Source organism: Vibrio sp. B181a (genome assembly GCF_030248375.1).
GTDB classification, from domain to species: Bacteria; Pseudomonadota; Gammaproteobacteria; order Enterobacterales; family Vibrionaceae; genus Vibrio; species Vibrio campbellii.
In genome coordinates this window covers 260379-271885 of sequence record NZ_JAHGAD010000020.1, presented here as the reverse complement: position 1 = coordinate 271885, position 11507 = coordinate 260379, and the positions used below count along the sequence as shown (strand labels likewise).

Here is an 11507-nt window from a genome sequence, read left to right as displayed (position 1 = left end):
CCTTCTTCGCTAGATAGCGAGTAAGGGCTAATGAAAGCCGAAGCCAATGCTGTCGTTAATAGTTTTTTTCTCATAATAATTAGTTTTATAAAGTGCAACTGAATTTATATAACTAACAAACTATTTACGGCTATTCAATAAATTTAAGAAATACTCAAATATATTAGAAGTTTCAAATTAACAACGGCGCGCCAAGTGGTGACAGATAAAGTTAATATAAGAAAGAATATGAAGCATCATGAAAATTTAATTAGTAAAGCGGCAATGCCATTAATTGCCGCCTATATTTTTATTTAGATAGCATATCGTTAATGCTTTCAGGCATTTCAATAAGCCATTGGTTACCATATCTTTGAAGGATAATCACTTCATTGACCGTGATGAGCCGCCCTAACACCCAATCCTTTCTTTGAACATTAATATACTTCTTGTCGTCGAGTTCAAATTCATTAATGATGCGCAGGGATTCAAAGTTGAGGGTGTTTTTCCCACTCACCTTTTTCACTAGGCTCAAAAGTTTATTCATAAGCTCATCATTAGACATTAACGCAATATCGAAAAGAGAGGTATCTTCACCAAAAGATATATTTTTCAGTGTAATGATATTTTCGTTGTTACTCTCAAGGCCATCGATAATGATCGATTTAAGTTTCGCTATACCATTTGGATGATAAAAGCTGGCAGATTGGTCGAAACCCACTTTGCTTATAAAGTCAAAATAGTGCTGAACTAACAGCGTAGAATTTGTTGGTAATTCGAGCTCTCCATCAACCACCACTCTTACGTCTTCTAGGAAAGAAAACTTTGTACTGTAAGGTGTAAAAGCAATTGCACCGTCGTCCAGCCAATGTTTGTAAACCCACGTTGATTCATCAAAGCAGTGTTCAGAGATACTTTCTAAAGGCGCTCTATCCCCTATTGTTGTGTTATGAATCTTCTCTCCTCGGTCATTCGTTTTGTAGGTGTATAACAAGACACCAGATTGACCATAGTCTTCACTTTTATCGATCTCACTAAATCTATTTTGAATACAAACTCTGTTGATATGGCTTAATGCCATAGGAAGCTCAGCAATAGACTCAGCGCGCTGCTCTAGATAGCCTTCGGAGAAATCATAAAAATCAAAAACAGGTGCTTGATATAAATTTGGCTGTTCTAAAACGGTAGGCAGCCCTGCTTTTACTGAGGGAGTGATAGAGAACGTCTGGCTACAAACTGGGGATGATAAAATTAATGCTGCTAGGATACTGTATTTATTCATTTAATCCTCCTTTAAGGGAAGGTGGATTATCTTTTTTATCGCTCACCTTTCAAGGAATAAATCCTAAAATAGAATTGAATATATATAGTTGTGATTGCGCTCAAGAATAAGGATAGTATTAAAATATAAAACAATTTAAAGATAGAAAAGACTATAACTAATGAAATAAATAGCTGAATTATGAGTAAGCTCAGGCTCAATACTGGTATTATACCCAGATTAAAAACAAGGAAATAATACCGGATATTGATATAAAAAATATTTAGAAGAGACGACTGGTAATTCACATCTATTAAGTCATAGACACTCTGAAACTACCTTATTTCTCCCTGTCAGCTTCGCTTTATATAGGCATTTATCTACTTTATCTAAAAAGTAACGAATATCCACATTAGCTTCTGATTGTTGGCTGTACACACCTATAGAGCTCGTCAAAAAGTGACTCTGCTCGTGACGGTCGCACTGAATTGAAAGCGTAGCAATGGACTCTCTAACTTTCTCTGCACGTCTCACGCAGCGGTGATGCTCTGATCCGACAAGCACAATCAAAAACTCTTCCCCGCCCATACGAAAAGCGATTTCGTCAACACCATTGAATTGCGAGGATAATAACGCCCCAACCTTGGTGATGGCCTCATCGCCCTTTAGGTGGCCGAGCTCATCATTAAGTTGCTTGAAGTAGTCTAAATCAATAGAAACAAAGCTGACCGTTTGATTGCCTGCTTGTGCTTTGGAGAGGATATCTGGCGTCATGATGTTAAAGTATCGGCGATTATACAGACCCGATAGTTCATCAGTAATAGCAAGTTCTTGAAGCTTCTTATTGAGACATCGCAACTCTTTTTCTGCCACGAAACGACGATGCTTTTCTCTTACTAATTCAATCGATTGAGTCGAGACTTCAAAATACATTTTGAGAACCGTATCAGCGACTAAGCCGTTAATACCCTGTAAGGTATCAACTGCATTCACTTTGGCCATCTCTAAAGAATCGCTTGATTCCAACGCTTTCACTGCAACGCTCATTTTCTTGTCGTCACCGATGATATGGAATACGAGCCAACGAATTAAGAATTGCAGGATATGTTCAATCGACTCTTGCCAGTTAAGGTCTCTGGACTCAGATTGAATTTTAATGACTTCATCAACGAAAGAGGCATGACTTTTTTTATGTTCATGATTCCAAACATCATCAGAAAAGTGTTCATTCCATACACTTTCTTCATATGAGAAATGGTATTGTGCATAGTCTTTTAATTCACCAAACACGCCATCTACCTCGATTTGATCATCATAAATCAGCGTATTGGCTAATTTATTCACCAATAAAAATAGATGGTAATGTTGTTCATCAATCTTTGTCATCCCTGTCTCAAAATTGTGATTCCAAGGGAAGATGATCAGTTCGTTATCGGACATCGCTGGGCATATATTAATACTATTTCTTTACTGGATAGTACCCCATGTTATTTTAACTTGATAGCCCTACCATATAATTTGACAGAAAGAGAAAATAAACTTGTTATAGTTATTAAATTAATGAATTTCTTGTTAAAAAATAGCACCAACAAAGTGGTGCTATTTTTTAATTATTTGGATAGCTTTCTCTAAATAATTACTTTAATTCAATCCACGCTTTGCGCTGAGCTTTGTCCATGTACGACCAAGCCATAAAACGACTGACTTTTTGCCCTTGGCTCATTTCCACTATTCGGATCGCTTTTACACCCAATTTTTCAAGCTGTTTGCGCATCGGGCGTACATTGTCTTTCTTTGAGATTAACGTGGTAAACCAAAGCACTTGTGCACTGAATGCTTGGCTTTCGTTCGCCATCTTGCGGATGAACGCAGCTTCACCACCTTCACACCATAGCTCAGCATTTTGCCCACCAAAGTTAAGCGCGGGTTTATTGGCTTTTACTTGAGCTGTTTTCGCTTGATTAGCTTGAACCTTCACGCCTTTCTTACGCTGATTTGCCTTTAAATTATCCAGCTTACGCTGACTACCCATCGCCGCTTCTTCAGCTGAACGATGGAATGGCGGGTTACAAGTCGTAATATCGTAGCGATCGTTTGGCTGGATAATACCGCGGTAAATATTGGACTCACTGGTTTGTTGTATCAGCTTGACCTTACCGTTTAACGAGGTGTTACGCTCTACAATTGTGCGGGCTGATTCAATCGATTTCGGGTCAACATCGCTACCCGTGTAATGCCAGCCGTATTGAGTCACACCGACGATTGGGTAAATACAGTTTGCCCCAACACCCACATCAAGCGCTTGCACTTTATGGTGTGCATACTTGCTTTTTACTTCACCATCAAGCAACTCTGCTACGCGATGAACGTAATCCGCGCGCCCAGGAATTGGCGGACATAAGTAAGTATCAGGAATATCCCAGTATTCAATATCATAATGCGCCGCCAGCAGTGCTTTGTTGAGCATCTTGACGGCTTTTGGATCGGAGAAGTTGATTGAGTCTTCCCCTTTTGGATTTTTAATCACAAATGATTTAAGCTGCGGCTCTGCTGCGATCAGTTTTTTGAAATCGTAACGACCTCGATGTGCATTACGCTCATGCAATCCACTTTTGGCAGTTTTGATCACTTCCACATCGCTGCTTTTGTTAGCGGCGTTAGTTTTCAGACCTGTGCTTTTTGCAGCTTTTGCTGTCGGTTTATTTTTCACACGCTTTGGTTTGATCTTGGTGATTTCTTTGCTCGGCTTAGACTTCGCCGTTTTTGGCTGAGCTTGGTTCGCGTTGTGATTATTGGTCTTCATTCGAATTCGCTTTTAAATCGAGGTAAATCATAAACAGACGAGCATCAAATTCGAGTTGGTGATACTCAGGTTCCATATAGCAGCACAGTTGGTAAAAGGCTTTGTCGTGGTTTTTCTCACGCGTGTGTGCCAGCTCATGTACCACCAGCATGCGCAGTAACGCTTCAGGTGCATCTTTAAACACGTTCGCAATGCGAATCTCATTTTTCGACTTTAGCTTGCCACCATGGTTGCGGCTGATCACGCTATGCAAACCAAGTGCATTGTTTACAGCGTGAATTTTCTTATCGTAGACCACTTTGCTAATTGGCGCGGCTTTCTTCATATAGCGGTTTTTGATCGCTATTGCGTATTCGTAGAGTGCCTTTTCGCTTTTTATTTGGTGTCTACCTGGGTAGCGTTTTTCGAACCAAGGCACCAGCTTACCACTGTCGATGAGTGAACTGACTTGCTCGATAATGTTCTGCGGATAACCTTGAATGTATCGAAGTGACGGATGCATGCGTATTAAGTCTGCTATGACAAAAGAAAGGCGCTAAATATACCTGAGATGAGCAAGAGTTTCATCTAGGGTTATAACCATTCTAATTATTAACAGCACCTGCGCAGCTTTTGCAGTCATATTGAGGAGAGTTGAAAAGAGAGTCGCATTTTGGATAGGAGCATCACAAGCCCCTACCCAACCTAGATTACCGTTGTTAAATATCTACTCGGACATCCCCTGTACCGGATTTATATGTCACAGCACCGTGTTGTAAATCTGCATAGGAGCAAGTGGCTTCATTACGATCAAAAGTCGTCTTTAACTCACCTTTTTTGGCATCAGCCCCTTTAGCTCTAATACCATTAACCGCAATGTTCCAGATATCCATACATTGCTCGACATCTGTCGCTGTTGGGTATTCAAACGACTGAGTGTTGCCATCTTCTGTGGTAAAGAATGATAGTTCTGTACCGTCAACAACCAAGGTATCGGGTTCACCCTCAATTTTATGTTTGCCTGCAATAATTCCAATACTAGCAAGCAACGCACCTGCGTAACCTTCCAGAGTTGCATCTCGCGCATCATCTTGAAGGTTTAAAAATCTCGGAGCTGCGGTAACCGCCAAAATACCGAGTAGTACAATAACCACAACCATCTCAACTAAACTGAAGCCTTTATTTTTCATGTCTTTCTCCATTGTTATATCGGCTTCCTGCCTATCTAACTTTCCTTTTTTATTGATGTATAAATGAATAGCGTTCTGTAATTATTTTAGTGTACCCTATACCATTAAGTTATACCAGCATGCGTACCTTTAATTTTCAAAATCAAATCTATGGTGTGGCTAGTCTTACTTTGGTGGGTTGGAGACTTTGGGTTACGGTATAGTCCCGCAAGCTTTCCTTTGTTGCGAAACCTCGCTAAACTTCGCCTCCCGACGATAATGGAGAGAAATTGAATGAAACGTGTCGTTCTTTACGTCAAAGACAAATGCCCGCACTGCAAAGATGCTCAACGTTATCTTGATTCCAAAAATATTACCTACCGCCTATGTAATGCGAAGATGCAGCGCGGACGCAAAGAGCTCGACGCACTGGGTGCTCGCTCTCTACCTGTACTTAAGATTGGTGATCGAGTCATGATTGGCTGGAACCCAAAGAACTTTGAGAAAATGTACAGCAACTAAGTGACGTATTAATCCATTTGCTTGGTTACTACGTTATCTCTACCCTAAAGAGCTTCTCCAAAGAGAGGCTCTTTTTCTATCTGCCCACCCTATTTCTTTTCCTACTCACTCTTGTTCAAACAACGACTCTTTAAAATTATCGAATGTCGTGTAATGGCAATTTTCACTTGCGTACAAGCTGTATTTTAACGCTCAAACGAACTGGTCTCAGTTAAGGGGCGCCCTATCTTGCGTCGATCGTGAACTCTGACCGTCCTTCTCCACCATAAGTGAGTGTGAATATGTCAGAGACAGCAATAAAAAACCAAGCTACCCAGGCCCCGCAACCGGTTAATAAGATCAAGCGTACAACCAATGCACTATTGGCACTCACCGTGGTGTCTATTGGTACTGCGATTGTGGCAGATCGCATCATTCCGACGACCGATAATGTCCGTGTGGAAGGCAATGTCGTCTCATTGATCCCACAAGTTTCTGGTCAAGTGGACAGCGTCAGCATTAAGCCAAATACCGAAGTCAAAAAAGGGGATGTGCTGCTGCAAATCAATACCATCGATCACCAGATTGCGGTCAAGCAAGCAGAAGCAAAGCTCAAAATCGCAGGACAGAATGTTGGTTCGCAAATGGCAGGAGTGATGTCAGCACAAGCTCAATTGACCACCGCGCTCGTGGCACAAGAGAATGCTAAACGCCAAGGTCAACGAGTTTTAGCCATGGCAGAAAAAGGCGTGGTTTCAAAATCAGATGCAGACACAACTCGCGCAGCTATTGATAAAGCGAATGCCGATGTCGTTAACGCCAAAGCGAACTTAGAAAAAGCCAAAGCTCAGGTGGGAGCGGCAGGTGAAGAGAACGCTCAGATCCAATCGGCTTTACTGGAACTGCAACAAGCGCAACTGAACTTATCACGCACGACAATGCGAGCACCTTCTGATGGCGCTGTGACCAATTTTAATTTGTCTCAAGGCGCTTATGCCACAGCAGGTTCTCCTTTGATGACGTTTGTTGAAAGCGACGGTTTATGGCTTGAAGCCTTCTTCCGCGAAAACAGCATGGGCAACATTAACGCCGGAGATAAAGTTGAAATTGCACTCGATTATGCGCCCGGACAAACCTTCTCTGGCACAGTATCTTCAGTAGATTTAGGGGTTGCATGGGGCGCGAATAATCAGCCAGGCACCTTAGCCACCGTGAAAAATCAAAATGGTTGGCTGCGCGATACACAACGTATGCCCGTGACCATTAAGCTCGATGATAAACATGCGGCTGACTTCATGCGCATCGGTGGACAAGCAGATGTGGTGATCTACACAGAGAGCAACGCTCTATTTAACTTTCTGGGTAAGATTTGGATCAATCTAGTGAGCGTGTTCTCTTATGTTAGATAGTCTGACTCAAGCACAAGAACGTCGAATACTGCGCTATGTTGTCACCGTAGGTTTGGCTACTTTTATCGCGTTATGGTTTAACTGGCCTTTGGCATTTTGTACGCCTCTGTTGACGGCAAAATTCATCGTCGATAAACCGCAGTTTCATATCCTGCATGTCAAACAACTTGGCTATGCGTTGATCTCCACCGCGGTCATTGGCTTTTTGGTATCGAGCGGCTTGCCAGAGTACAAAATAGGTTTTCTGGCTGTACTGTCGTTGGGCATGTTGTGGAGCTATTACCTATTTACCGATCCAAAATGGGTAATGTTTGCCACTTTCTTGATGATTGCCCTGATTTTGATTCCATCGGTTACCATTATAGACAAGCAAGCCGCGTTAGACGTGGGCATCGGTTTTGCGTTTTCTGGTATCGTCGCCGTAGCGCTTTACGGGGTGTCGCATGTTTACTTCCCAGAAGAGGATGCGACTGAATTTGCTGGCTTCCCTCCCTCCCCTCTAACTCAAGGAGTTCGTTGGAATGCTGCGATTCGAGCTTGGATGATGTCGTTTCCCTTGGTTTGTTTTTATTTCTATTTCCAACTGTCACAAATATTGCTCACCGTTGCGTTTGTCATGCTGCTTTCTCTGATGGCAACCAGCGACAAAGCGGGCAAAACATCATTGTTTTTTGTTATCAGTAATGTGTTAGGAGGACTACTCGCTTTCGCCGCTTTCGTTACCATTTCTCTGGTGCCAAATATGTACATCTACATGCTAGTGATGTTGGTGGTTATTACGTTACTTGGGACCAAGATTTACACCGAGCCCGCCAAAGCCCCAGTCTACGCCACTGCATTTACGGGCTTTATGGTGTTAATGGGTACCTCCATGAGCAGCGGTGCGCTAGACGATAAGTTTTACGTTCGGATATGGCAGTTAGTGTTGGTCGTTGCCTACATGGTATTTGTCACCTATTTCTTCGAATCTCGCGACAAGAAGACCGCGTAGTCGCATTAAGTTTGGGCACTTTATGCTGCTCAAGCTTTCATCACTATTGTCGCAAACTGGCAATGAATATTTCATCAAATTGGTAATCTCATACCTTCCATATTGTTATTCACTGAAGGATGGGAAATACGCCATGCTCGATTCACTCGCTCAAAAATTCATCCCACCAAGGCCTTACCTTGTGTTGGGCAACCGCATGTTTTTGCTTTCTATCGTGCTGCTTATCATCAGTGCGTATATTTATGATGTCGGAGAAGCTTTTGTGGCGGTGGAAGTGGGAATCATCCACTACCTATACAATCTCAAATTCAGTACGACAAAAGACACCCTACTAGGTAGCCTTCATCCTTTGGTAATGACATTAGTTGCGGTACCACTTTCCATGGTGCCTATCACTTATGCACCTTTTACTAGTGCGCTGTTTGCCTTCTTACTCGTCATAACAGAGCGCGATAAACACCACCAAGGAGTACCAAAGTACATTCTGCCGCTGACGTTTATGTTGTTATCGATGATGATGCCAGTAGATATCCCTGCCACAGAACTTATGCTTCAACGTTCAGTATCGGTTGTGCTTGGCATCACTGTGGCGATCATTGCTAGTACGTTGGTTTGGAGAAACACCAACGCCCAGAGAGGTTCGACGAACACCACGCATAAAATTGGTCGCGTTGATCTCAAGTACTCCAGTCGCAAAGCGGTAGGGATTGGCTTAGTGCTGTCGTTAGGTATATGGGGTGGCACAGGAGCCGTTTTAGGTGCTTACCTATTTATGATGATCCACAGCCCGTTCAGCAAAGACTTAGCACCGAAAGCTTGGCAACGTTTAAACGGAACCTTGCTTGGTGCATTAGTTTATTTGCCTGTGGGATTGCTATTGGGCTCGTTCAACTCCGACATGGCAATGACAATAACCATGTGGGTTTTGGTCATCGCTTCGCTATACGGGATCCTTGTGTATCTCGAACACAACTACACCATTGCCACAGCTTGTATCATGCTGCTTATTCTTACTGTCTCGGTAGGTCCTTTTAATCCGGAAATGGCTGAATTGATCTTTTCGCAGCGAGTATTGTTCACCGTAATCGCTGGCGCTGCCATGGTGGCTCTTGGGGTATTGATACCACTTAATGAGAAAGAGATAACTGCATAAAAAAGAAAAGCCTCCCAATTAAAAGGAGGCTTTCCATTGAACAGTTTGGTTTTAATTGGCTACGAATCAAACATATCGCTTCACAAAATCAATAAAAGTTCGGTCAGCGATGGATAGATAACCTTGTTTTCGCCATGCGAGTGCAAGGTCGAGCTTAACGCTCGGTTCAAATGGAATACCCACCACACCCTGCTCATGTTGTGTCACCAATTCAAGAAGCGCGGTAATAGCGAATTCTTGTTTAACGATACTCAGAATGAGCGGCAGCAAGTTAGTTTCGAATGAGGACTTCATCGTAAAGCCATGCTCTTCACTCACGTGGTCTAAGAATTCTCGGTGGAAGTAGCCATGTTGGAACATCACCAAGTCATGCTCGAAAAACTGATCAAATGTGATGGCATTACGCTGAGCTAAATCATGTTCCGGAGCCACGACGGCAACCATTTGGCTAGTAAACAGATGATCCGTTTCTAAGTCTTCTGGTACATCATCACAGCTGATCACGCCAATATCGAGCTGACCATTAAGTAACATTCGACGGATAGACTGAGTGCCCGCCTCCACCAGCGTCAGCTTTAAATCTGGATACTGGCTCTTAAACGCCATGACAATTCGGGGAAAGAAGTAGCTGCCCATCATTGAAGGCGTACCAAGGCGCACTTCCCCTTTGGCTAAACCTTTGAGCTCATCAATCGCTAGCTGCGCATCATGTAACTGCTGAATTACTCGCTTAGCGTGAACCAACAAGGTTTCCCCTTCTTTGGTTAAGCTGATTTTCTTTTCTTCTCGGCGAAACAGCGTCACACCAAGAGACTGTTCGAACTTCTTAATTGAAATGCTTAACGCTGGCTGAGCAATGTGCAAAGCCTTAGCTGCATGAGTAATGTTGCCATGTTCCGCGACCGCCAAAAAGTGTTTGAGTTGTTTCGATTCCATTAGATCAAAAATATATACCAACCATATTTTTAATATATTTTTTCAATCCACAACTAACTGATAGATTGATCACAGTTTCTTTATATTTGCTCGCTCGCATTAGGCAGGACTCATGGTCAGTTTCGGCACTCCGGAATACAAACGCATTACGCTATCTCTGGCACTCGGCTCGTTTTTGGTTTTCTCGAACCTATATCTCCTTCAGCCGATGCTGCCAAGCTTTGCGGCGCACTTTCAGATCTCGGAAACGCAGGTCAACTGGCTATTCGCCGCCACCACACTGGCTCTCTCCTTTAGCTTGGTCCCAATGGCTGTGCTCTCTGAATCAATTGGGCGCAAACCTGTAATGATGTTTGGTCTGTTTTCGATCCCTGCTATCTCCGCATTAATGCTGCTTGGCGATTCGTTTTTGTTCTTAGTGGTTTGTCGTGCTTTGATCGGTGTTGCGCTTGCCGCGTTTGCAGCTGTTGCCGTTGCTTATATGGCGGAAGAGCTAGATAAACACGCATTTTCAATGGCGATCGGTACTTATATCGCAGCCAATTCATTGGGAGGGATCGCAGGGCGTATCAGCGGAGGTTTGTTGGCAGACAACTTCAGCATCGATGTCGCCATCGAAGTCATGATGCTATTCACCCTTATCGGCGTGGTCAGCGTGCATTACTTACTGCCAAAACAGAATAACTTCACCCCTTCTTCGAGCAGTTTAAGGCATCACAATCGAGCTATTATCGGACACTTCAAAAATCAACGTGTGTGGTTCGCCATGCTGATTGGCGGTTTGAACTTTGCGTTGTTCGTTAATCTTTATTCGGTAATGGGATTCCGCTTGGTCAGTGCGCCACATAACGTGCCTGTCGGGTTAGCTTCTCTCATCTTTGTTTGCTATTTGGGTGGTACGTTCTCTTCCCGCTGTGCCGGACATTGGAGTAAACGCTTTTCACCGATACTTGGCATGTTTTTAGGCTCTATCGTCAGTATGGCAGGCATGTGGATCGCAGTAATTGAAAGCATACCTGCAATGTTGACAGGTTTGTTATTGATCAGCTTCGGTGCGTTCTTCACTCACACGCTCGCCTACGGTTGGGTTGGACAAAACGCAACACAAGCAAAAGCGACGGCGACCGCATTGTATCTCGTGCATTACTATATTGGCGGCAGTTTAGGTGGATTCCTATTGCTCTATTGCTGGCAAAACGGCGGTTGGTCGAGTGTACTCATCGGCGGTAGCACACTGTACATTGCCATGTTCGCTGCTATCGCATTCTTAAAACACATTACAGAGCGAATCGACGCTGGCGATAACGCAGACATAACGGCTTAATA

At 43.2% G+C, this 11507-nt stretch carries 11 protein-coding genes; 5 read left to right on the top strand and 6 right to left on the bottom strand.

What is annotated here, in order from left to right; translation table 11 throughout:
* Nucleotides 1-289: 289 nt before the first annotated feature.
* The 5 genes from KIO97_RS10400 to KIO97_RS10380 all read right to left on the bottom strand — a co-directional run bounded on the left by KIO97_RS10400 (nt 290) and on the right by KIO97_RS10380 (nt 5212).
* Entirely contained in the window at nt 290-1261 is a 972-nt protein-coding gene (locus tag KIO97_RS10400) for a hypothetical protein (RefSeq protein WP_285382380.1), read from the bottom strand.
* Between the two features lie 297 nt (nt 1262-1558).
* Nucleotides 1559-2680 carry a GGDEF domain-containing protein gene (locus KIO97_RS10395; RefSeq protein WP_050904941.1) on the bottom strand — a complete coding sequence of 374 codons (1122 nt, stop codon included), beginning with the start codon at nt 2678-2680 and terminating at the stop codon, nt 1559-1561.
* Between the two features lie 196 nt (nt 2681-2876).
* Nucleotides 2877-4043 (bottom strand): 23S rRNA (adenine(1618)-N(6))-methyltransferase RlmF, encoded by a 1167-nt coding sequence (rlmF, locus tag KIO97_RS10390; RefSeq protein WP_285382379.1) that lies wholly within the window; start codon nt 4041-4043, stop codon nt 2877-2879.
* Nucleotides 4030-4545 carry a M48 family metallopeptidase gene (locus KIO97_RS10385; protein ID WP_285382378.1) on the bottom strand — a complete coding sequence of 172 codons (516 nt, stop codon included), beginning with the start codon at nt 4543-4545 and terminating at the stop codon, nt 4030-4032. The genes rlmF and KIO97_RS10385 overlap by 14 nt, the downstream gene beginning before the upstream one ends.
* Before the next feature lie 196 nt (nt 4546-4741).
* A complete protein-coding gene (locus KIO97_RS10380) occupies nt 4742-5212 on the bottom strand; it encodes a type II secretion system protein (RefSeq protein ID WP_285382376.1) in 471 nt (156 codons plus the stop codon).
* 273 nt (nt 5213-5485) lie between these two features.
* Here KIO97_RS10380 and KIO97_RS10375 point away from each other — a divergent pair, with 273 nt between their 5' ends.
* The 4 genes from KIO97_RS10375 (at nt 5486) to KIO97_RS10360 (ending at nt 9245) form a co-directional block, all read left to right on the top strand.
* Nucleotides 5486-5713: a glutaredoxin family protein gene (locus tag KIO97_RS10375; protein WP_010647589.1), complete on the top strand. Its 228-nt coding sequence runs from the start codon at nt 5486-5488 to the stop codon at nt 5711-5713.
* A 281-nt stretch (nt 5714-5994) separates the two neighbouring features.
* On the top strand, nt 5995-7101 hold the full coding sequence (locus KIO97_RS10370; RefSeq protein ID WP_285382373.1) for an HlyD family secretion protein: 1107 nt from the start codon (nt 5995-5997) through the stop codon (nt 7099-7101).
* On the top strand, nt 7091-8092 hold the full coding sequence (locus tag KIO97_RS10365) for a DUF2955 domain-containing protein (protein ID WP_017818019.1): 1002 nt from the start codon (nt 7091-7093) through the stop codon (nt 8090-8092). The genes KIO97_RS10370 and KIO97_RS10365 overlap by 11 nt, the downstream gene beginning before the upstream one ends.
* Before the next feature lie 133 nt (nt 8093-8225).
* Nucleotides 8226-9245 (top strand): hypothetical protein, encoded by a 1020-nt coding sequence (locus tag KIO97_RS10360; RefSeq protein ID WP_285382371.1) that lies wholly within the window; start codon nt 8226-8228, stop codon nt 9243-9245.
* Between the two features lie 66 nt (nt 9246-9311).
* Here KIO97_RS10360 and KIO97_RS10355 read toward each other — a convergent pair whose 3' ends face one another.
* Nucleotides 9312-10181 (bottom strand): LysR family transcriptional regulator, encoded by an 870-nt coding sequence (locus KIO97_RS10355; protein ID WP_009697387.1) that lies wholly within the window; start codon nt 10179-10181, stop codon nt 9312-9314.
* Between the two features lie 112 nt (nt 10182-10293).
* Between KIO97_RS10355 and KIO97_RS10350 the strand changes: the two genes are divergently transcribed.
* Nucleotides 10294-11505 (top strand): MFS transporter, encoded by a 1212-nt coding sequence (locus tag KIO97_RS10350; RefSeq protein ID WP_285382368.1) that lies wholly within the window; start codon nt 10294-10296, stop codon nt 11503-11505.
* Nucleotides 11506-11507: the final 2 nt, after the last annotated feature.

What these genes read in the sequence shown, in the direction of transcription:
- KIO97_RS10400 (WP_285382380.1), bottom strand. Translation starts at nt 1,261, where the DNA reads ATGAATAAATACAGTATCCTAGCAGCATTAATTTTATCATCCCCAGTT.
- KIO97_RS10395 (WP_050904941.1), bottom strand. Translation starts at nt 2,680, where the DNA reads ATGTCCGATAACGAACTGATCATCTTCCCTTGGAATCACAATTTTGAG.
- rlmF (WP_285382379.1), bottom strand. Translation starts at nt 4,043, where the DNA reads ATGAAGACCAATAATCACAACGCGAACCAAGCTCAGCCAAAAACGGCG.
- KIO97_RS10385 (WP_285382378.1), bottom strand. Translation starts at nt 4,545, where the DNA reads ATGCATCCGTCACTTCGATACATTCAAGGTTATCCGCAGAACATTATC.
- KIO97_RS10380 (WP_285382376.1), bottom strand. Translation starts at nt 5,212, where the DNA reads ATGAAAAATAAAGGCTTCAGTTTAGTTGAGATGGTTGTGGTTATTGTA.
- KIO97_RS10375 (WP_010647589.1), top strand. Translation starts at nt 5,486, where the DNA reads ATGAAACGTGTCGTTCTTTACGTCAAAGACAAATGCCCGCACTGCAAA.
- KIO97_RS10370 (WP_285382373.1), top strand. Translation starts at nt 5,995, where the DNA reads ATGTCAGAGACAGCAATAAAAAACCAAGCTACCCAGGCCCCGCAACCG.
- KIO97_RS10365 (WP_017818019.1), top strand. Translation starts at nt 7,091, where the DNA reads ATGTTAGATAGTCTGACTCAAGCACAAGAACGTCGAATACTGCGCTAT.
- KIO97_RS10360 (WP_285382371.1), top strand. Translation starts at nt 8,226, where the DNA reads ATGCTCGATTCACTCGCTCAAAAATTCATCCCACCAAGGCCTTACCTT.
- KIO97_RS10355 (WP_009697387.1), bottom strand. Translation starts at nt 10,181, where the DNA reads ATGGAATCGAAACAACTCAAACACTTTTTGGCGGTCGCGGAACATGGC.
- KIO97_RS10350 (WP_285382368.1), top strand. Translation starts at nt 10,294, where the DNA reads ATGGTCAGTTTCGGCACTCCGGAATACAAACGCATTACGCTATCTCTG.